The organism is Pseudomonas sediminis (assembly GCF_002741105.1).
Lineage (GTDB): Bacteria > Pseudomonadota > Gammaproteobacteria > Pseudomonadales > Pseudomonadaceae > Aquipseudomonas > Aquipseudomonas sediminis.
In genome coordinates, this window is record NZ_NIQU01000006.1 from 201,476 (window position 1) to 220,144 (window position 18,669).

At 62.3% G+C, this 18,669-nt stretch carries 21 protein-coding genes; 18 read left to right on the forward strand and 3 right to left on the reverse strand.

Features of this window, described 5'->3' with window-relative positions; translation table 11 throughout:
• The first annotated feature begins 214 nt into the window (after positions 1-214).
• The 6 genes from folM (at position 215) to CDO35_RS16080 (ending at position 3,336) form a co-directional block, all read left to right on the forward strand.
• Entirely contained in the window at positions 215-925 is a 711-nt protein-coding gene (gene folM, locus CDO35_RS16055) for a dihydromonapterin reductase (RefSeq protein ID WP_099525692.1), read from the forward strand.
• A 22-nt stretch (positions 926-947) separates the two neighbouring features.
• Positions 948-1,508: a GTP cyclohydrolase I FolE gene (gene folE, locus CDO35_RS16060; RefSeq protein WP_003462453.1), complete on the forward strand. Its 561-nt coding sequence runs from the start codon at positions 948-950 to the stop codon at positions 1,506-1,508.
• Positions 1,508-1,879 (forward strand): dihydroneopterin triphosphate 2'-epimerase, encoded by a 372-nt coding sequence (folX, locus tag CDO35_RS16065; RefSeq protein ID WP_003462464.1) that lies wholly within the window; start codon positions 1,508-1,510, stop codon positions 1,877-1,879. The genes folE and folX overlap by 1 nt, the downstream gene beginning before the upstream one ends.
• A gap of 74 nt (positions 1,880-1,953) precedes the next feature.
• Positions 1,954-2,247: a DUF1244 domain-containing protein gene (locus tag CDO35_RS16070; RefSeq protein WP_099525693.1), complete on the forward strand. Its 294-nt coding sequence runs from the start codon at positions 1,954-1,956 to the stop codon at positions 2,245-2,247.
• Entirely contained in the window at positions 2,244-2,585 is a 342-nt protein-coding gene (locus tag CDO35_RS16075) for a HopJ type III effector protein (RefSeq protein WP_099525694.1), read from the forward strand. The genes CDO35_RS16070 and CDO35_RS16075 overlap by 4 nt, the downstream gene beginning before the upstream one ends.
• 163 nt (positions 2,586-2,748) lie before the next feature.
• Positions 2,749-3,336 (forward strand): putative glycolipid-binding domain-containing protein, encoded by a 588-nt coding sequence (locus CDO35_RS16080; RefSeq protein ID WP_099525695.1) that lies wholly within the window; start codon positions 2,749-2,751, stop codon positions 3,334-3,336.
• 109 nt (positions 3,337-3,445) lie between these two features.
• Here CDO35_RS16080 and CDO35_RS16085 read toward each other — a convergent pair whose 3' ends face one another.
• Together CDO35_RS16085 and CDO35_RS16090 are read right to left on the reverse strand one after the other, a co-directional pair.
• On the reverse strand, positions 3,446-3,775 hold the full coding sequence (locus tag CDO35_RS16085; protein ID WP_003462471.1) for an AzlD domain-containing protein: 330 nt from the start codon (positions 3,773-3,775) through the stop codon (positions 3,446-3,448).
• Positions 3,775-4,485 (reverse strand): AzlC family ABC transporter permease, encoded by a 711-nt coding sequence (locus CDO35_RS16090; RefSeq protein ID WP_099525696.1) that lies wholly within the window; start codon positions 4,483-4,485, stop codon positions 3,775-3,777. Before CDO35_RS16090 ends, CDO35_RS16085 begins: the two co-directional genes overlap by 1 nt.
• Positions 4,486-4,740: 255 nt before the next feature.
• On the opposite strand from CDO35_RS16090, the gene CDO35_RS16095 reads away from it, so the two are divergent.
• Genes CDO35_RS16095 through CDO35_RS16105 form a run of 3 tightly spaced genes read left to right on the forward strand, consistent with a single transcriptional unit; the run spans position 4,741 to position 8,331 of the window.
• Complete coding sequence (locus tag CDO35_RS16095) at positions 4,741-6,153, forward strand: di-heme oxidoreductase family protein (RefSeq protein WP_099525697.1); 1,413 nt, start codon at positions 4,741-4,743, stop codon at positions 6,151-6,153.
• A gap of 10 nt (positions 6,154-6,163) precedes the next feature.
• Entirely contained in the window at positions 6,164-7,225 is a 1,062-nt protein-coding gene (locus tag CDO35_RS16100) for an imelysin family protein (protein WP_099525698.1), read from the forward strand.
• 2 nt (positions 7,226-7,227) lie between these two features.
• A complete protein-coding gene (locus CDO35_RS16105) occupies positions 7,228-8,331 on the forward strand; it encodes a DUF1513 domain-containing protein (RefSeq protein ID WP_099525699.1) in 1,104 nt (367 codons plus the stop codon).
• On the opposite strand, the gene CDO35_RS16110 is transcribed toward CDO35_RS16105, so the two are convergent.
• A complete protein-coding gene (locus CDO35_RS16110) occupies positions 8,332-9,357 on the reverse strand; it encodes a LacI family DNA-binding transcriptional regulator (RefSeq protein WP_099525700.1) in 1,026 nt (341 codons plus the stop codon).
• Positions 9,358-9,729: 372 nt separating this feature from the next.
• Here CDO35_RS16110 and CDO35_RS16115 point away from each other — a divergent pair, with 372 nt between their 5' ends.
• From CDO35_RS16115 to CDO35_RS16155, 9 genes are all read left to right on the forward strand, one after another.
• Entirely contained in the window at positions 9,730-10,557 is an 828-nt protein-coding gene (locus tag CDO35_RS16115) for an NAD-dependent epimerase/dehydratase family protein (RefSeq protein ID WP_099525701.1), read from the forward strand.
• A 55-nt stretch (positions 10,558-10,612) separates the two neighbouring features.
• Entirely contained in the window at positions 10,613-11,494 is an 882-nt protein-coding gene (locus CDO35_RS16120; protein WP_099525702.1) for a glucurono-1,5-lactonase, read from the forward strand.
• 41 nt (positions 11,495-11,535) lie between these two features.
• Positions 11,536-12,507, forward strand: coding sequence for a TRAP transporter substrate-binding protein (locus tag CDO35_RS16125; RefSeq protein WP_099525703.1), 972 nt, complete (start codon positions 11,536-11,538; stop codon positions 12,505-12,507).
• A gap of 60 nt (positions 12,508-12,567) precedes the next feature.
• Complete coding sequence (locus tag CDO35_RS16130; protein WP_158233727.1) at positions 12,568-13,398, forward strand: amidohydrolase family protein; 831 nt, start codon at positions 12,568-12,570, stop codon at positions 13,396-13,398.
• Entirely contained in the window at positions 13,395-14,393 is a 999-nt protein-coding gene (locus CDO35_RS16135) for an NAD(P)-dependent oxidoreductase (RefSeq protein WP_099525705.1), read from the forward strand. The genes CDO35_RS16130 and CDO35_RS16135 overlap by 4 nt, the downstream gene beginning before the upstream one ends.
• Positions 14,394-14,757: 364 nt before the next feature.
• Positions 14,758-15,732: a TRAP transporter substrate-binding protein gene (locus CDO35_RS16140; RefSeq protein ID WP_099525706.1), complete on the forward strand. Its 975-nt coding sequence runs from the start codon at positions 14,758-14,760 to the stop codon at positions 15,730-15,732.
• 59 nt (positions 15,733-15,791) lie between these two features.
• Positions 15,792-16,319, forward strand: a complete 528-nt coding sequence (locus CDO35_RS16145) for a TRAP transporter small permease (RefSeq protein WP_099525707.1) — start codon at positions 15,792-15,794, stop codon at positions 16,317-16,319.
• Positions 16,320-17,600 (forward strand): TRAP transporter large permease, encoded by a 1,281-nt coding sequence (locus CDO35_RS16150; RefSeq protein ID WP_099525708.1) that lies wholly within the window; start codon positions 16,320-16,322, stop codon positions 17,598-17,600.
• A 92-nt stretch (positions 17,601-17,692) separates the two neighbouring features.
• Positions 17,693-18,598: an EamA family transporter gene (locus tag CDO35_RS16155; RefSeq protein ID WP_099525709.1), complete on the forward strand. Its 906-nt coding sequence runs from the start codon at positions 17,693-17,695 to the stop codon at positions 18,596-18,598.
• Positions 18,599-18,669: the final 71 nt, after the last annotated feature.

The window sequence follows — 18,669 nt, forward strand, 5'->3', positions numbered from 1 at the left end:
AAAAACCTTCTCAAGACACCCGAAAAAAAAGCCTTGAAACTCAATAAAATAGGCCTAATCGCCGGCCGCAACACCAAAACCACATGGCGCGCATGGTTGTACAACTTGTAGCTCTGGTATAGCTTTATCCCAGGTCTGGTGAGTACCGCCTGCCGCGGACCCACTAACCCGAGGCGTAGACGCCTAGCCCCTCCACCTCTTACACGAGTTGCACATGAGCGCTGCCAGCTTCCCCATTCTGATCACCGGCGCCGGCCAGCGGGTGGGCCTCTACTGTGCCGCGCGCCTGCTCGACGCGGGCCAGCCGGTGATCATCAGCTACCGCCAGGAGCGCGATAGCATCGCGCGGCTGCGTGAGCGCGGCGCCATCGCCTTGCAGGCCGATTTCAGTGACGAGGCTGGCATTCTGGCATTTATCGAACAGGTCAAGGCGCAATGCAGCGGCCTGCGCGCGATCGTACACAACGCCTCGGATTGGCTGGCCGAAACACCCGGCGAAGAAGCCGATGCGTTTCGCCAACTGTTCAGCGTGCACATGCTCGCGCCCTACCTGATCAACCTGCACTGCAGTGACCTGCTGCTGCAGTCGGAACAGGCCGATATCGTTCACGTCAGCGATGACGTGGTGCGCAAGGGCAGCGCCAATCGCCCCGCCTACTGCGCCAGCAAGGCAGGCCTGGAAAGCCTGACGCTGTCGTTCGCCGCACGCCTGGCGCCGCGCATCAAGGTCAATACCATCGCCCCGGCCTTGCTGATGTTCAACACTGACGATGACGACACCTACCGTACCAAGACGCTGGCCAAATCGGCGCTGGGCATAGAACCCGGCCCGCAGGCCTTCTACCAGACCTTGCGCTACTTGCTGGACAACTCCTACGTAACCGGAACCACCCTTACCCTCAACGGCGGCCGCCACCTCAAGTGACGCGACTGCTCAGGACACTGCCATGAGCCAACCTCTTTCCCAGCAATACCGTGAGATTCTCGTAGGCCTCGGTGAAAACCCGGAGCGCGAAGGTCTGCTCGATACGCCCAAACGCGCGGCCAAGGCCATGCAGTATCTATGTCATGGTTACCAGCAGTCGCTGGACGAGATCGTCAACGGCGCGCTGTTTGAGTCCGACAATGACGAGATGGTGATCGTCAAGGACATCGAGCTGTACTCGCTGTGCGAACACCACCTGCTGCCCTTCATCGGCAAGGCACATGTCGCCTACATCCCCACCGGCAAGGTACTCGGGTTGTCCAAGGTGGCGCGCATCGTCGACATGTACGCACGGCGCCTGCAGATCCAGGAAAACCTCACCAAGCAGATCGCCGATGCCATCCAGCAGGTGACAAATGCCGCTGGCGTCGCGGTGGTGATCGAGGCCAAGCACATGTGCATGATGATGCGTGGCGTGGAGAAGCAGAACTCGGTGATGAGCAGCTCGGTGATGCTTGGCGCTTTCCGCGAGTCCTGCAACACTCGCCACGAATTCCTGCAACTGATCGGACGGAACAACTAATGCCGCGACTGGAACCCGGAATGGCGCGAATCCGCGTCAAGGACCTGCGCCTGCGCACCTACATCGGCATCAAGGAAGAAGAGATCAACAACAAGCAGGACGTGTTGATCAACCTGACCATCCTCTACCCCGCCGTGGATGCGGTAGAGGTCAACGATATCGAACATGCGCTGAACTACCGCACCATCACCAAGGCGATCATCGCCCACGTCGAAGGCAATCGCTTCGCTCTGCTCGAGCGCCTGACCCAGGAAATCCTCGACCTGGTGATGACCCATCAGGCCGTGCGTTACGCCGAAGTGGAAGTGGACAAACCGCATGCCCTGCGTTTCGCCGAGTCGGTATCCATTACTCTGGCAGGCCATCGCTGACAGCCGCCTTCGGCGGCTTGTCGCCTCCCTGCGCGGCTCTTATCATCGCCGCCACCTAATCCGGAGAGCCCACCATGACCGAGCAAGAACGCCTCGAACTGGAAGCTGCAGCCTTTCGCGCACTGGTGCAGCACCTGCGCAGCCGTCCTGACGTGCAGAACATCGACCTGATGAACCTGGCCGGTTTCTGCCGCAACTGCCTGTCCAAGTGGTACAAGGCCGCCGCCGACGACTTCGGTGTCGAGGTCAGCGCCGACCAGGCCCGCGAGACCGTCTACGGCATGCCCTATGCCGACTGGAAGGCCAAGTACCAGAAAGAAGCCTCGGCCGAGCAGAACGCTGCATTTGCAAAAGGAAAGCATGAATGACCGCTCTCAACGAGCTACGTAAGCGCCTGCAACAGGATGACTACGTGTTCAGTGAAACCCTGGCGTTCGTCGCCGCGCACTACGACTATCAGCCCAGCGCCTTCCGCAACGGTGACGTGGAAAACGCAACCGGGCAGAACGAAGGCTCCTGCAAGACCCTGGGCCTGGCCCTGCTGGAAGGGTTCAGCAACGACGAGGCGCTGCGTGCCTTCGGCGAGCACTACCGCAGCGTGCTGGCCACGCCGCAAGGCAGCGACCACGGCAACATCCGCGCGCTGATGGTGCATGGCCTGGACGGCGTGAAGTTCGAACAGCAACCACTGAAGTCGAAAGCCTGAATCCATAGCGCAAAAACCTGCGCAACTGTCGGCAAAAGCTGACAGACATCACATCGCTATCGCTTTATCCTGCGCGCCACAACAAACATGGAACACGAGGGAATGTGTTCTGCGCGCAGTGGCGCCCTTCCCTCCTGTTTCGCGCTCGGCATGGAGTCGACCGATGCAGCAAACCCTGGTATGGAAGCCCTGGTACACCCCTGGCGTGGAAACCCTGCGCCTGAGTCAGGATGCCAATGGCATCCACGCGACCAGCCATCTCATGCAAGTCATCAAGGGCGACAGCATCGTTGCCAACTATCTGATCGATTGCGACCCGCGCTGGCGCTTCCGTCGTCTCTGGCTGAAAGTCGACAACCACGGCCAGCGCAACCTCTGCCTGCAGCGTGATCTGCGCGGTAACTGGCTGCTCAATGGCGTACCACGTCCCGATCTGCAGCAATGCCAGCACGTCATGCTCTCGGCCTCGCCCTTCACCCACACCCCAGCCCTGCAACGCAGCGCTCTGGAAGCCGGGCAGAGTGATGAGATGCAGGTCGCCTATATCGACATGCTCAGCCTCAAGGTGGAACCGCGCCAGCAGCGCTATCACTGCCTGCGTCGTCGCCCAGGCGAAAGCCTCTATCGCAGCCAGGCCGAAGGGCGTGCGCACGAGGAACTGAGCGTCGACGACCAGGCACTGCTGCTCAAGGCAGACGAACAGTACCTGCGCCTGAGCCAGCGCGATCTGAAGGTCAGCGCGCTGGTGTAGCGAGTTTCCAGCGATCCTCCCCGGTAGGGTGCGCCACGCGCGCTGCGAATACGGCGGTATCTATCTGGTGCGCGCAACGCACCCTACGCAAAGCTAGGGCAGGCGCCACTCAGATCGGTAACTGTCCGAACGCCCAGCGCAGCAGAAAGAACACCAGCAACCCGCCACCGATGGTCGCCAGCAAGTGCCGCGTGAACGCCGCGATGGCAATGGCCGCCACGCCTGCCAGCAGGTAAGCGTTGTTCCAGCTGAGCATCCAGGACTGTCCGTCCGGCATCAGCATGCCGGGCACCACGATGGCCGTCAGCACCGCAGTCGGCACGTAATGCAGCCCCTGCCTGATCAGCGGCGGAAAACGTAGATCAGGGAAGGCAAACAGGCTATAGCGGGTGATGAAAGTGATCGCCAGCATGCCCAGAATCAGCAACCAGATATCCATCAGAGCAATTCCTCCTGCAGCACCGGGTTGCGCCGTTCCAACCACACGCCGACGACGATGCCACTGGCCGCAGCAGCCATCAGCCCGAGCTTGTAGGGCAAGGCATGACACGCCAGCGCCACGGCGCCCGCCACCAGGGCGGCCGCCACTTGTGGTTGGTTACGTAACATCGGCACGACGATGCCGATGAAGGTCGCCAGCATGGCGAAATCCAGCCCCCACTCACCGATATTTGGTACCGCCTGGCCGAACAGCACGCCGCCCAGCGTGCACAGCTGCCAGTTGCAGTACATGGCCAGGGCCGCGCCGAGAAAGTACCAATGGCGGTAGGTGCCTTGGTCACCCCGCGCATAGCGCTGCACCACCACCGCATAGGCCTCATCGGTCAGGCCGAAGGCCAACGGCACGCGCCAGCGCTTGGGCAGATGGCGGACGTGGGGCTGCATGCTGGCGCTGTACAGGGCATGGCGCAGATTGACCACCAGAGTGGTCAGCAGAACCACGGCGATACCGGCGCCACCGCTCAACAGGCTGATGGCGATGAACTGCGCCGAACCGGCGAAAACCAGCAAGGACATGCCCTGGGTCTGCCAGGGATCGAGCCCGGCAGCGCCTGCCAGGCTGCCGAAGATGATGCCGAATGGAATCGCGCCGAGCAGCATGGGCAGCATATCGCGGGCGCCCTGGGTGAATTCGTGTTGACGGGACATGGAACCTCCTTGGGCAGGCGAGCTTAGCCAAACGCCCCAGGCAGGTCTTGAACGTTCTTGCTCTCAATCAGCACCATTCTCTGAAGCCGCAGCCACTGCATAGATAATCGAAGAAGCTGATGGCAGGGAAGGAATGATGCCGGCATACCCCGCGACCTCTGGCCACGCCCAGATAACGCTAATCCATCTTATTTAAATTCCGTTAGCCTGCTAATCTTGGCGCCCCGCTTCCCTGCCAGTTCGGATTGTTCCTCAATGTCGCCGCTCCAGCGCTGCCTGCTGCCCTTTCTGGCCCTGTCTTTGATCGCTTGCGAACAGCAGCCTGAATTCACCCAGGCAGAGCCTGGTGAACACCTCTCGGCCGGTACGGCGACGGTACGCAAGTTCGATCAAAACGCCTTCTCCCTGCCTTCGGCGAACCTCGCACCCAGCCGTCGCCTGGATTTCGCGGTGGGCAACAGCTTCTTCCGCAACCCCTGGGTCACGGCGCCAGCCACCACCACCGCGCGCGATGGCCTGGGCCCGCTGTTCAATACCAATGCCTGCCAGAACTGCCATATCAAGGACGGTCGCGGCCATCCACCGGGACCTGATGCGGTCAGTGCCGTCTCGATGCTGGTGCGCCTATCTATACCGGCCGGCCCGGAGCATGCCGAGCTGCTGATCCACCAGGGCGTGGTCGCCGAACCGACATATGGTGCGCAACTGCAGGACATGGCCAACCCGGGCGTCACTCCAGAAGGCAAGGTACGCGTGACCTACAGCAGCGCGCCGGTGCGCTTCGCCGACGGCACCGTGGTGGAACTGCGCAAGCCAGAGTTGGTCATCAGCCAGCTCGGTTACGGCGACATGCACCCCGATACCCGGTTCTCGGCACGCATCGCCCCGCCGATGATCGGCCTCGGCCTGCTCGAAGCCATCGCCGAAGAAGACATCCTGGCCGGTGCCGACCCGGACGACGCCGATGGCGATGGTATTTCCGGTCGTCCCAATTGGGTCTGGGACCGCCAGCAGCAGCGCAGCGCACTTGGCCGTTTCGGCTGGAAGGCTGGCCAACCCAACCTCAATCAGCAAAATGCCGAAGCCTTCGCCAATGACATGGGCCTGACCAGCTCGCTGATACCTCACGACAACTGCACCACGACGCAAACCGATTGCCTGGCCGCGCCCCATGGCGGCGAACCGGAAGTCAGCGACAACATCCTCGCCAGCGTGCTGTTCTACAGTCGTAACCTGGGCGTGCCGGCACGGCGTGACGTCGACTCGCCCGACGTGCTCAAGGGCAAGAGCCTGTTCCACCAGGCCGGTTGCCAGAAGTGCCACACTCCCAGTTTCACCACGTCGGCCGATGCCGCCGAGCCAGAACTGGCCAGCCAACTGATCCGGCCTTATACGGACCTGCTGCTGCACGACATGGGCGAGGGGCTGGCCGATGGCCGCGAGGAGTTTCTCGCCAACGGTCGTGAATGGCGCACGGCGCCGCTGTGGGGCATTGGTTTGACGCAAACGGTCAATGGCCATACTCAGTTCCTGCATGACGGCCGTGCCAGTAACCTGCTGGAAGCCATTCTCTGGCACGGTGGCGAGGCCGAAACGGCCAAGCAGCAGGTGCTGCGTTTCGATAGCGATGAGCGAGCAGCGCTGCTCGCCTTCCTGAATTCTCTTTAAGGAGCCTGCGATGTTGCACAAAACCCTGATCGCCTCTCTGCTCGGCCTGGCCCTGGTCGGCTGCGGCCAGCAGGACCCGAAAGCCAAGGTCAGCGCGGCGCTGACCGATGGCGTGCTGCTGCCGGCCTACAGCAGCTGGCAGGAAGCCGACCGCCAGTTGGCCGTGAATGCCGAAGCCTTCTGCGCCGGCAACGCCGATCTGAGCACCGCTCGCCAGGCCTTTCTCGGCGCCCAGAGTGCCTGGGCCGGCTTGCAGCCGTTGCTGGTCGGGCCGCTGGCCGAAGGCAACCGCGCCTGGCAGATTCAGTTCTGGCCGGACAAGAAGAATCTGGTGCAGCGCCAGGTCGAAGCCCTGCTGAAGAACAAACCGCAGTTGAGCGCGGAAGACCTGTCCAACGCCAGCGTGGTGGTGCAGGGCCTGACCGCCTACGAATACATTCTCTTCGACCCCAACCTGGACCTCGCCCAGGCCGAGCAGAAAACCCGCTACTGCCCGCTGCTGCAGGCTATCGGCAAGCACCAGCAAGCCCTGGCTGCGGAGATCGTCGGCGAGTGGCAAGCCAAACCAGGCATGGCCGAACAGCTGAAGCAGTTTCCCAATGATCGCTACGCCGACGCCAACGAGGCCATCGCCGAACTGCTGCGGGTGCAAGTCAGCGCCCTGGACGGCCTGAAGAAGAAGCTCGGTGCGCCGATGGGGCGGCAGAGCAAGGGCATTGCCCAGCCGTACCAGGCCGAAGCCTGGCGCAGTGCCGCCAGCCTGGCCAACCAGGCCGCCGCATTGGCCAGCGCCGAACTGCTGTGGCACGGCAGCAACCGTGACGGCATTCAATCGCTGCTGGGCGACGATCAGGCCGATCTGGCCAAACGCATCGACGCCGCCTACCAGGACACTCGTCAGCGCCTGGCCGCACTCGACAGCCCACTGGTCGAACTGCTCGCCGACGAAGCCGGTCACAGCGCCTTGAACGAGCTGTACGACAGCCTCAATCGCCTGCACCGCCTGCAGGAAAGCGAGCTGGCCAAGGCACTCGGCGTGCAGATCGGCTTCAACGCCCACGACGGAGACTGAACATGCAACGCAGAGCCTTTCTCGGCCTCAGTGCAGCCGCCGCCAGCCTCGCGGCCGCAGGCGCATTTGGCGGCTGGACGCTGTTCGGCCCGTCAGGCCAACCGTTGCTGCTGTCTGCCCGTGACGATGGCGACGGCAAGCACTACGCGGTCGGCTATCGACTCAACGGCGAGCGCGCCTTCGCCACCCCGGTGACCGAGCGCTGCCACGACGTGGTGCCGCACCCCAGCCTGCCCATGGCCCTGTTCGTCGGTCGCCGCCCCAGCACCGAGAGCTACCTGATCGATACCCGCGACGGTCGCCTGCTGCAAGCGCTTACCTCGCCGGCCGGGCGCCATTTCAACGGCCACGCGGTATTCCACAAGGGCGGCGAGTGGCTGTACGCCACCGAGAACGACACCACCGAGCCTGGCCGTGGCGTGATTGGCGCCTATCGCCTGCAGGGTGAGCAGTTGCTGCGCGCAGCTGAACACAGCAGCCACGGCGTAGGCCCGCACCAACTGCTGTGGATGCCGGATGGCGAAACCCTGGTGGTGGCCAACGGCGGCATCCGCACCGAAGCGGAAAGCCGCGTCGACATGAACCTAGACGCCATGCAGGCCAGCCTGGTGCTGATGCAGCGCGACGGCAGCCTGGTCAACCAGGAGTATCTGGCCGACCAGCAGAACAGCATCCGCCACCTCGCTGTCGCGCGCGACGGCACGGTGGTCAGCGGCCAGCAGTACATGGGCGACCTGCACGATCAAGTGCCGCTGCTGGCGATCAAACGTCCCGGTCAGCCCTTCCAGCCGTTCGCCCTGGGCGAGCCGCAGCGTGCGGCGATGAACCAGTACACCGCCAGCGTGGCGATCCATGACGAGCTGCGCCTGCTGGCGATGACCGCACCGCGCGGCAACCGCTTCTTCATCTGGGATCTGGACAGTGCACAGGTGCGCCTGGACGTGCCGCTGCCGGACTGCGCAGGTGTCGGTGCGGTGGCCGATGGTTTCGTGGTGACCTCGGGCCAGGGCCGTTGTCGCCTGTACGATTGCCGCGGCGAGCGCATTGCCACCCAGGCTCTGCAGCTACCCGCCGGGTTGTGGGACAACCACCTGCGTCTGGCCTGATCAGGCGCTCCCGCGTTCGATCAACTCGAACCCCACATCCATGCGCAGCGGCTGACGCGCCGCGGCCGGCTCGGCAATACGCGCCAGCAGCGCATCGGCGATGGCACAGCCGATACGCGGCCCGTCCACTCGCACGGTGGAAAGTGGCGGATGGGTATGGGCGGCGCTGGACAGGTCGCCGAAACCCATCACCGCCAGATCCTCGGGAATGCGCAGGCCGCGGCTGAGCGCCTCGGCCATCACCCCTTGCGCCACGGTGTCGGAACTGCAGACCACCACGTCGCCAGCGACGCCCTCGCGCAGCAGTCTGCCCAGCCCCTCGCGGCCGACAGCCAGAGTCGCTGGCGCGGGCAAAATCTGTGCAGCCACCGGCGCATCTACATGACCTTGCAGCGCCTCTGTCAGGCTTCTATAACGGCGCATGCCACGTGGGTCATCGATGCCCACCACCGACACGCGACGGTAGCCCTTGCCGATCAGATAGCTCGCCACCGCCTGGCCAACGGCCTCGTGCGAGAAGCCGACCAGCATATCTACCGGGTGCTCACACAGATCCCAGGCCTCGACCAGGGGGATACCAACTCGCGCCAGGCGCTCGCGGCTGGCCTGGGTGTGCTCGGTACCGGTCAGCACGATGCCATCCGGTCGACGCCCCAGCACCGCCTCGAGCAAGGCTTCCTCCTGCTCCGGGCGGTAGCCGGTCAGGCCCAGCAGAGTCTGATAGCCCGCCGCTGCCAGGCGGTCGGTCAGCGCCTGCACGGTGTCAGCGAAGATGGAGTTGGCAATGGTCGGCAGGAAAATCGCCACCAGCCGACTACGACTTGAAGCCAGCGCCCCCGCCGCAAGGTTGGGGACATAGCCGGTCGCCCGAACCGCTTCCAGCACGCGCTTACGGGTCGCATCGGTGACCACTTCAGGCCGGCCGAGCGCACGCGATACGGTAATCGGCGACACCCCTGCAACCTTGGCGACATCGATCAAAGTCGGGGCCGCACTGCTGCGGATGCCAGCAGGTTTCCTGCCCATGTCACGCCTCCAGTCACTCGAACACCTCGCATAAGGAGGCACGCCAACCTGATTGAGATATGTTGTCATACAACTTTAGTCAAACAGGCGTCGAGCATGCCGACCCTGCACCAGACTGATGCTACCTGAACTGCTCGAATAAACTGTACCAACACGATTAACTGCCGTGTTAGAGCCAACCAAGCTATATTTCCGCTCCCCAGATCGACTCATTAAGCAGACCGAATCGACTCAGTTACAAGCAAACGAGCCACCTCGATTTCCACCTCTGTCGCGTTGACATTGCCGGAGTGGGTGCTGATAATCGATCCTAGTCATACGACAACGTATGACAAACCAATAACAACAAGCAACAAGAGTTCAGGCCCCGCCATGACTACGACCTCCAGCGAACTGCGCCCCTTCAATCGCCTGCTGCTGACCGGCGCCGCCGGCGGCCTGGGCAAGGTACTGCGCGAACGCCTGCGCCCCTACGCCACTATCCTGCGTCTCTCCGATATCGGTGAGATGGCCCCTGCTGCCGGCCCCCACGAAGAAGTGGTGCGCTGCGACCTGGCAGACAAAGCCGCCGTGCATCAACTGATCGAGGGCGTCGACGCCATCCTGCACTTCGGTGGTGTATCGGTCGAGCGTCCCTTCGAGGAAATTCTCGGCGCCAACATCAGCGGCGTATTCCATGTCTACGAAGCGGCCCGTCGTCACGGGGTGAAACGCGTGGTGTTCGCCAGCTCCAACCACGTCATCGGCTTCTACAAGCAGGACGAACACCTCGACGCCAACTGTCTGCGTCGCCCGGATGGCTACTACGGCCTGTCCAAGTCCTATGGCGAAGACATGGCCAGTTTCTACTTCGATCGCTACGGCATCGAGACCGTCAGCATCCGCATCGGCTCGTCATTCCCCGAGCCAGCCAACCGCCGCATGATGAGCACCTGGCTGAGCTACGATGACCTCACCCACCTGATCGAACGCTGCCTGTACGCCCCGAATGTTGGCCACACGGTGGTCTACGGCATGTCTAGCAACCGCGACGTGTGGTGGGACAACAGCAAGGCCGCGCACCTGGGCTTCCAGCCCAAGGACAGTTCGGAAATCTTCCGCGACAAGGTGGAAGCACAGCCGATGCCTGCAGCCGACGACCCTGCACGTATTTACCAGGGTGGAGCCTTCGTCGCCGCCGGCCCGTTCGGCGACGACTGAACACGGCGCCACCGCTGCCCTACGCCATAACAACAAAATAGAGCGCCTGAATGCCATGACAGCCGAACTGATTGTCGATGCGCGCAACGCCACGGGTGAAAGCCCTGTCTGGAACGCTGCCGAACAGGCTTTGTACTGGGCCGATATCCCTGCCGCCCGCCTGCACCGCTGGTCCGCGGCTGATGGTCAGACGCAGAGCTGGCAGGCTGACGAGATGCTCGCTTGCATCGCCATGCATCCCGCTGGTGGCTGGATTGCAGGCATGCAGAGCGGCATCTTCCACCTGCGTCCGCAAGACGATGGCAGCGTAAAAGCCGAGCGCCTGGCGCAGGTCGAACATGCCCGCGCGGAAATGCGTTTCAACGATGGCCGCTGCGACCGCCAAGGCCGCCTCTGGGCCGGCACCATGCTGCTGGACATGGCCCAGGGCGCACGTGTCGGCGCGCTGTATCGCTACGACGGCCAGTTGCAACAGGTGCTTGACGACCTCATCGTGCCCAACGGCCTGGCCTTCAGCCCCGATGGCCGCACCATGTACCTGTCCGATTCGCACCCGAGCGTACAAAGCGTCTGGGCCTTCGATTACGACACCGAGAGCGGCACGCCGCACAACCGCCGCCTGTTCATCGACATGAACCAGCATCCAGGCCGCCCAGACGGCGCGGCGATGGATGTCGACGGCTGCTACTGGATTTGCGGCAACGACGAAGGCCTGATCCACCGCTTCACCCCCGATGGCCGCCTCGACCGCTCGCTCGCCGTACCGGTGAAGAAGCCCGCCATGTGCGCCTTCGGCGGCGCGAATCTGGACACCCTGTTCGTTACCTCGATCCGCCCCGGCGGCGACCTCTCCGACCAGCCACTGGCCGGCGGAGTGTTCGCTCTGAAACCCGGAACCTCAGGCCTGGAAGAACCGGCTTACGCCCCGAGAACCTAGCGCCGATCCAGCAACACCCATCAATAACAAGGATAAAAACGATGAAATTGAAAAAGGTCTTGCTCACCACCCTGCTGCCTATCGCCCTGAGCGCGCCAACCCTGTGCGCAGCGATCACCCTGCAGGTCGCCGACACCCAGCCGAAGGGGTATCCGGCCATCACCGCCATCGAGCACATGGGTGAGAAGCTGAACGAAGCCACCGCCGGCGATATCAACATGAGGGTCTTCGCTGGCGGCGTGCTCGGTGGTGAAAAAGAAGCCATCGAACAGGTCCAGATCAACGCCCTTCAACTGACCCGCGTATCGCTGGGCGTCATCGGCCCAATCGTCGCCGACGTCAACGTCTTCAACATGCCATTCGTGTTTCGTGACAGCGCCCATATGCGCAAAGTGATCGACGGCGAAATCGGCCAGGAGATTCTCGACAGGATCAGCGATTCCAACCATGGCCTGGTCGGCCTGGCGTGGATGGACGCCGGCTCGCGCAATTTCTACAGCAAGACCCCGATTCGCAGCATCGAAGACCTCAAGGGCAAGAAGATGCGAATGATGGAAAACCCGCTGTTTCTCGACACGATGAACGCACTGGGCGGTAGTGGCATCGCCATGTCCACCGGCGAGACCTTCAGCGCCCTGCAGGCCGGCGTGATCGATGGCGCCGAGAACAATCCGGCGGTAATGCTCGCGCAGAACCACAACACGGTCGCCAAGTACTTCAGCAACACCAGCCACCTGATCATTCCCGAGCCACTGGTCATGTCGAAAAAGGCATGGGACTCCCTGAGCACGGAGCGGCAGGCACTGGTGAAGAAGTTCGCCCGCGAGGCACAGCTCGAGCAACGCGCCCTGTGGGACAAGCAGGTTGCCGAAAGCGAGCAGGCACTGAAACAAGCCGGCGTGGAATTCATCGACGTGGACCGCAAGCCGTTCTATGACGCCACAGCCTCTGTACGCGAAAAGTACGGCGCAGACTATGCCGACCTGATTCAACGCATCGAAGCTGTCGAGTAAATGAAAATGCCCGCTGCCGTGCGCAGCGGGCTCCGCCGCTTTGCCATGAGCTGCTCCCCCATGCCCACTCCTATCGAAAATACCTGTGACTGCCATGCTCACGTTTTCGCGGACCCGAGCCAGTTTCCGCTTGATCCCAGCGCCGACTACACCCCGCCAGTCGCCACTGCCGAGCATTACCGGCAACAGCTCGATCAGCTCGGCATAAAGCGCTGCGTCCTGGTACAACCCAGTGTCTATGGCACTGACAACAGTGCCCTGCTCGCCGCGCTGGGCCAGCTAGGCCCAGGCGCACGTGGCGTGGCAGTGATTGCTTTGGACACACCGACAAGCGATCTGCAGGTCATGCATCGCCAGGGGGTTCGCGGCATCCGTCTGAACACCCTGGCCAACAACGGCCCGACGCTGGAGCAGCTGCCAGCCTTCGAGCGCTGCATCAACGGGCTGCCCTGGCACCTGCAAGTGCTGCTGCGCCCACAGCAGATGCTAGGAGCCATCGAGCAACTGGAGAAAGTCTCGGCACCCCTGGTGCTGGATCACTTCGCCTCCTACACCCCGGAAACCAGCGACCAGGAGATCGATGCCCTGTTCGCCCTGGCCCAACGTAAAGACAACCTGTGGATCAAGCTCTCGGCGCCTTACCTGTTCAGTGATTGTTCACCGCAGGCACTCGATGGCTATCGTCGTTTCAGCGAACGCGCCATCGAACTGATGCCGGAGCGGCTGCTGTGGGGCACGGACTGGCCACACACCGCAAGGCGAGATGTGCCGATCGATGCCGAGCAGCTGTATTCAACGATTACCGGCTGGATAAGGGATAACGCTGTACTGCGGAAGATCACCGTCGACAATCCAGCGGCCCTCTACCAGCTGGAAGAGGACGCAGCATGAGCAGAATCCTCCTCACCTATCCTCGCTCCGACCTGCACGCCTGGTATGGCCCGCAAGCGCAACAGGCGCTACGCGAGCTGGGCGAACTGGTCCTGCGCGAAGACGATGGCGTCATCCACGAGGATGACCTGATCGAGTTGGCCGATGGCTGCGACCTGATCATCTCCGACAAACCGACAGGCGCCAGCGAGCGACTGTTCAAGGCACAGCCACAGTTGCAGGCTTTCCTGCGTTGCGCCATGGACCTGCGCGGCATCGACGTGGAAGCAGCTTCCCGCCATGGCGTACTGGTGACCCATGCCGGCCCCGGCTTCATCAATGCCGTCAGCGAATGGATCGTCGCCCAGATGATCAACCTCGCGCGGGGCCTGCCGCAGTACTACGCCGCCTACCAGAACGGCCTCGTGCCAGCGCAGCGCATGGGACGCCAAGTGGCCGGCAGTACCGCCGGCATCATCGGCTTCGGCCAGATTGCCGCGACCCTTACACCGGTCTTGCAGGCCATGGGGCAGAAAGTCGTCACCTACGATCCTTACCTCGGCAGGGAACCGGCAGGCGTCGAGCGCCTGAGTCTCGACGAGTTGCTCACCCGCTCCGACTATGTGATCTGCCTGGCCAGCCATAACGCCGAAACCGAAAACCTGGCCGATGCCGCCTTCTTCTCGCGCATGAAAAAGGGCGCCTTCTTCATCAATGCCTCACGCGGCAGGCTGGTCGATGAACAGGCTCTCAACGATGCGCTCGGCGCAGACCACCTCGCAGGCGCCGCCATCGATGTCGGGCGAGGTCATGACGATCACCCGACCACCTTGCTGGCACGGCGTGATGATCTGCTCGCCACCCCTCATATCGGCGGCATGGTGCCCGAGGCCATCAGCTACCAGGTACAGCAGACCATCGACCAGGCGCGCACGATTCTGGCGGGACGGATTCCCGACGGTGCTGTCAACCCCTCGCCCCCCCTACGAATGCAGGGCAGACCAAGGGCCTCATGATATGGTTGTCATACAACCAGCACTGCATATAACGACTACCTATTCTGAATAACTCTCACAGAGAATTTATTGCAGGCAATAAAAACCGAAAAAATCGTGCCAATACGCGCTTAAAATCTGCAAAAAACTGCGTTGACAGTCAAAAAGGGCGCGTGAATAATCTTCAATGTCGTATGACAACATACGACATTGAATAAAGAGGAATAACCCAAGAACTGCCTGTGTTCACCTGGTTGTTCTTGTAGCTGCCATGGCCTGATTGGGTGTTTCCCAATCAGGCCGGGCGGTCTGGAGCCTCGACTCAGCCCGCCCACGACAGCGATTTCGCAACACCTACCAACAACAACAAGACGGAGTTTTCCGCATGAACCTGAAACGTAAGTTGCTTCTCGCCACACTTCCTCTAGCGCTCAGTCTGTCCTCCTTCGTGCAGGCCGAGACGACCCTGAAAATTGCCGAAATCCACCCGGCCGGCTACCCGACCGTAGTCGCCATGGAAAACCTCGGCAAGAAGCTGGAAGCGGCCACCAACGGCGAAATCAAGTCCCGGATGTTCTCGGGTGGTGTGCTGGGTTCCGAGAAGGAAGTGATCGAACAGACCCAGATCGGCGCCGTCCAGCTGACTCGCGTCAGCCTTGGCTCGGTCGGCCCGGTAGTGCCTGCCACCAACGTCTTCAACATGCCGTTCGTGTTCCGCGATATCGACCACATGCGCAAAGTGGTCGACGGTGAAATCGGTCAGGAAATCCTCGACGCCATCACCAACTCCGATTTCAACATGGTCGGCCTGGCGTGGATGGAAGCCGGTAGCCGCAGCCTGTACACCAAGAAGCCGGTACGCAAACTCGAAGACCTCAAGGGCATGAAGATCCGTGTGATCGGCAACCCGCTGTTCATCGACACCCTCAACGCCATGGGCGCCAACGGCATCGCCATGGACACCGGCGAGATCTTCAGCGCCCTGCAGAGCGGCGTGATCGACGGCGCCGAGAACAACTCGCCGACCCTGCTCGAGCACAACCACTTCCGTGCGGCCAAGTACTACACCCAGACGCATCACCTGATCCTCCCCGAACCGCTGCTGATGTCCAAGACCACCTGGGAGAAGCTCACCCCCGAGCAACAGGCCCTGGTCAAGAAGCTGGCCAAAGAAGCCCAGCTGGAAGAGCGCGACCTGTGGGTTGCCAAGGAAAAGGCCAGCGACGAGAAGCTCAAGGCTGAAGGCGTCGAGTTCATCGAAGTCGACACCAAGCCGTTCTACGACGCTACCGCCCCGGTACGTGAGAAGTACGGTGCTCAGTTCGCCGATCTGATCAAGCGCATCGAAGCCGTTCAGTAATCCACGCGCAAGCGCGCGGCGCCGGCATCTCGCCTGCGCCGCGCAACCGGTGAAGTCTCATGAAAAACCTGGTTCTGGGCGTCAATGACGCCATCTACCGTGCCTGTATCGCGACCGCCGGCCTGGCGATCGTGATCATGGCCACGATCATCCCCTGGGGCGTCTTCAGCCGTTATGTGCTGGGTCAAGGGCTGGGCTGGCCCGAGCCCATTTCAGTGCTATTGATGGTGCTGTTCACCTTCGTCGGTGCCGCTGCCGGCTACCGCGCGAGTGCCCACATGGCCGTGACCTCACTGACCGATCGCCTGCCTCAAACACTGGAGCCGCTGATCACGCTGTTCGTGCGCCTGGTCATGGGCGGCATCGCGCTGTTCATGCTGATCTGGGGTTACAAGCTCTGCGCAGCGACCTGGAACCAGTACCTCAGCACACTGCCTTCGGTACGCGTCGGCATCAGCTACATGCCTATTCCGCTGGGCGGTTTCATCACCCTCCTGTTCGTCATCGAACAACTGCTGTACGGCGATCAACACAAGCGCCGTGCCGTCGACTTCGAACACACTGAAGATTCCAAGGAGGCAGTGTAAATGGATGCCGCCATTCTCCTGGGCAGTTTTATTGTCCTTATCCTCCTGCGCGTTCCGGTTGCTTATTCGCTCGGCGTTTCCGCGCTGATCGGCGCCTGGTGGATCGATATTCCCCTGCATGCCGTGATGATCCAGATCTCCGGCGGCGTGAACAAATTCTCTCTGCTGGCCATTCCGTTCTTCGTCCTGGCCGGCGCGATCATGGCCGAAGGTGGCATGGCTCGCCGCCTGGTGGCGTTCGCCGGGGTGCTGGTCGGTTTTGTCCGTGGCGGTCTGTCGCTGGTCAACATCACCGCCTCGACCTTCTTCGGTGCCATTTCCGGCTCCTCCCTGGCCGATACCGCCTCGGTCGGCTCGGTGCTGATCCCGGAAATGGAAAAGAAAGGCTACCCGCGCGAGTTTTCCACTGCGGTCACCGTGTCCGGTTCGGTGCAAGCACTGCTCACTCCGCCCAGCCACAACTCGGTGATCTATTCACTGGCCGCTGGCGGCACAGTGTCCATCGCCGCGCTGTTCGTGGCCGGTATCGGCCCGGGTCTGTTGATGAGTGCAACCCTGGCCACGCTGTGCCTGTGGTTCGCGAAGAAACGTAACTACCCGAAAGGCGAAGTCATTCCGCTGCGCCAGGCGATCAAGATCTGCGTGGAAGCGCTGTGGGGCCTGATGACCATGTTCATCATCCTCGGCGGCATTCTCTCCGGCATCTTCACCGCCACCGAGTCCGCTGCCGTGGCCGTGATCTGGGCCTTCTTCGTGACCATGTTCATCTACCGCGACTACAAGTGGCGTGAACTGCCGAAGATGCTGCACCGCACCGTACGTACGCTGTCGATCGTGATGATCCTCATCGCCTTCGCCGCCGCGTTCGGCTACATCATGACCCTGATGCAGATTCCGTCGAAGATCACCACTGCGTTCCTGGCCTTCTCGGACAACCGCTACGTGATCCTGATGTGCGTGAACTTCATGTTGCTGGTGCTGGGCACGCTCATGGACATGGCACCGCTGATCCTGATCCTCACCCCGATCCTGCTGCCTGTCGTCACCTCTTTCGGTGTAGACCCGGTACACTTCGGCATGATCATGCTGGTCAACCTGGGTATCGGCCTGATCACGCCACCGGTAGGGGCTGTGCTCTTCGTCGGCGCCGCAATCGGCAAGGTCACCATCGAAAATACCGTGAAGGCACTGCTGCCGTTCTACGTGGCACTGTTCATGGTGCTGATGTTGGTGACCTACGTCCCAGCTATCTCCCTGTGGCTGCCGAGCGTCGTGCTCTGACAGCAACCCGGGCATTGAACGACAACGCCGCCCAATCGGGCGGCGTTTTGCTTCAGGGCCTGATTTCAAGGCCATGACAACAGGATTTCGTCATGCAAGGTTCCACCCCGTTTCCGCGTCACATCGCCGTCCTGATCCTCGCCACACTGGCTTGCTCGTTCGCGGGCAACCACATCGCTGCGCGGATCGCCTTCGACCACGACACCGGACTGCTGCTGGCCATGCTCGCGCGTGCCGGCGTGACGCTGGTCGCGCTGGCCGCCTTGGTACTGTGGCGACGTGAATCGCTGAAACTGGGTAGCGCTACCTGGGGCTGGCAAATCCTGCTGGGCCTGCTGATCGCCATCCAGAGCTTCTGCATCTACTCGGCGGTAGCGCGTATTCCAGTGGCACTGGCACTGCTGGTGGTCAACCTTTCGCCGATCCTGCTGGCTTTGCTCACCTGGGCGCTCGGCGGTGCGGCGCCAACCCGCCAGGCGCTGGCCATCATGGGCGTGATTCTCTTCGGTCTGGTGCTGGTGCTCGATGTTCCGGGTCGCCTGACCAGCGCCGATGCGCCGGATGGTGAGTGGGTCGCCGGCATCCTGTTCAGTCTGACCGCTGCAGCCGTGTTCGCCGTGGCGCTATGGGTCACCGAAAATCGCCTGTCGAAAATCGCCGGCTCGGTGCGCAGCATGCTGACCTTGGCCGTGGTGTTCAGCGCCTCGACCCTGCTGGGTAGCAGCGGCCTGATTCCGGGCGGTCTGAGCCTGCCCAACGCCAGCGCTGGCTGGATCGCGCTGGCCTGCCTGGTGCTGCTCTACGGCGCGGCCTTCTCCACCCTGTTCATCTGCATGCCGCGCCTGAACATCGCGCGCAATGCCCCCGTGATGAACATGGAGCCGGTGGCCGGCATGATCCTGGGCTGGCTGGTTCTGGGTCAGGTACTGGGGGCGTTGCAGGTCATCGGTGGTCTGATCGTGGTCGGCGGCATCGTCGCCCTGGCCTACCGCCGCTAGAGGGCGGCACGCGCATCCAGTTTTCCCTATCGCTAAAACGCACTCGGCGGCTCAAGGCCGCCGAGTGCATT